The organism is bacterium (assembly GCA_021372535.1).
In the GTDB taxonomy this organism is placed as follows: Bacteria; Latescibacterota; Latescibacteria; order Latescibacterales; family Latescibacteraceae; genus JAFGMP01.
In genome coordinates this window covers 1-1,857 of the sequence record JAJFUH010000068.1, presented here as the reverse complement: position 1 = coordinate 1,857, position 1,857 = coordinate 1, and the positions used below count along the sequence as shown (strand labels likewise).

The 1,857-nt window shown below is 49.3% G+C and carries 2 protein-coding genes; one reads left to right on the top strand and one right to left on the bottom strand.

Going from position 1 to position 1,857, the window contains the following annotated elements:
- Positions 1–1,215, top strand: a 1,215-nt coding sequence (locus tag LLG96_06990; GenBank protein ID MCE5249950.1) for a hypothetical protein, incomplete at its 5' end; no start/stop codon positions are given.
- Positions 1,216–1,468: 253 nt separating this feature from the next.
- On the opposite strand, the gene LLG96_06985 is transcribed toward LLG96_06990, so the two are convergent.
- The coding region (locus tag LLG96_06985; GenBank protein MCE5249949.1) for a helicase at positions 1,469–1,857 on the bottom strand (389 nt) is incomplete at its 5' end.

The following is a 1,857-nucleotide window of genomic DNA, read 5'->3' as shown; positions in this document are numbered from 1 at the left end:
TTTAACACCATGATAAATGTTAAAGACATCACATTCCATGGCTCATATCCTGCACTGGATCTGAGTCTTGGAATCCCCGGGTACCAGGGCGGAACAATGATCAGTAATCCCGGCCCCGGCAAACTGTTCGGTTTTGCTGTTTATATCAGGGATAATGTAACTACCAGGGGATTCACCCTGACGTTCAGATGGGATAAAACAAAGGCCGAATTCAGAAAATCCCAGTCAGGAGCGGAGATATCCGATGATACGATAACCATAAACGGAATAACCGACCTGACACTGGCCAGTGAAAAAAATATGCTGGTTTCGGATGGCACCGGCTCACTTACATCTGTCGGTGAACGGTATGAAGATGGATTCTATACGGTTTCATGGGCAAAGATGGGCGGCGATGCAATCACCGCGCCGGAAGGCCTCCTTTATCTGGCGGTTTTCAGAACCGCTTCCGACCTTTCAGAAAACGATTATTTCCCCGTTCTCGTCGAGGTGTCGGTCAGTGATGAAACAGGAAACGTTCAATCCCTGAAACCGGCTGAGTTTTTTATCGGTTCTCCGGTATATCCCCCAACCGTTATTACAGTAAAAGACATTCCCGACGACAACGGACACAGCGCCGCTCTTTCATGGAACCTTTCGCCTGACGATCCGAATGTCATGCACTACAGCATTTACCGGTCCCGTCATCCCGAGATTTCCGATCCCATCCCGCTCGCATCGTTTAAAACGGTAGCGGAGCTCGCTGAAGCGGAAAAAACCCATATGATACTCATAGCATCTGTCCCGAACGGCGTGAATTCTTTCCTCGATACGGCGATTCCTGTATCCGGTGTTCATTATTACTACTGGCTTCAGGCTGTCACTCAAAGCGGGGCCAGTGAAAAAATTGCGGCTCTCCCTTTAGGGTCTGTCACAAGTGTCGAAGAATTACCCGCGGCTTTTCGTGTTTTCCCTCCCTGCCCCAATCCTTTCAATCCGGTTACACTGATAAGGTACGAGATTCCGACGGGATGCAAGATATCGCTCGCTGTGTACGACATTCTCGGCCGTAAAGCCGCACTGCTTGTGGACGGCTATATTCCCGCCGGGCTTCACGAGGCTCTCTGGAACGGGCGTGATGACAGCGGGCGGAGCATGTCGAGCGGCGTATACTTTTACCGTTTCGAGGCGGGAAAAGAGTATGTCTCGCAGGGGAAAATGCTGCTTCTCCGGTAACCAAGGAGAATTCGCAATATGAATCCGACCTGTTCACGGGACATTAATGGAACGCAGATTTACGCGGATTTGTTTTTATAGTTGTTATGTTGCGGATGTGATTGACATGTAAATATCATATATATTATAAATAATATGTTATGTCTATTCGTGTCTTTGTGTCTTTGTGGTAAAATAGCATAATGAATTTTTTCAGATTAACCTTGTTTAAATGCACCCCGAAGAGGCATGTTGATTTCTGGTAAATCGAGGATTAACCGCGCTGCTCCCCGAACCACCCTTTCACGCCTTCGATGAGCATTTCCTCATTGTCAGCCCTGAGCATACTTCCCTGCAGAGAACGCTTGAAAAGCGAGCCGTACCAGGCTGTCGAAATCCGCTTGTCCATGATGACAACCACACCTCTGTCGGTGCGGTGACGGATGAGTCGTCCTGCTCCCTGCCTGAGTTTTATCGCCGCCTCCGGTACGGAAAACTCGGTGAAGGGTGAACCGCCGAGACGTTCGATTTCTTCCATTTGCGCCTGTATGATTGGATCGGACGGCACTGCAAAGGGGAGACGGCTTATTATCACGATTTCGAGAGCGCTTCCCGGAACATCCACTCCTTCCCAGAATGATTCGGTTCCGAACAGCACCGATG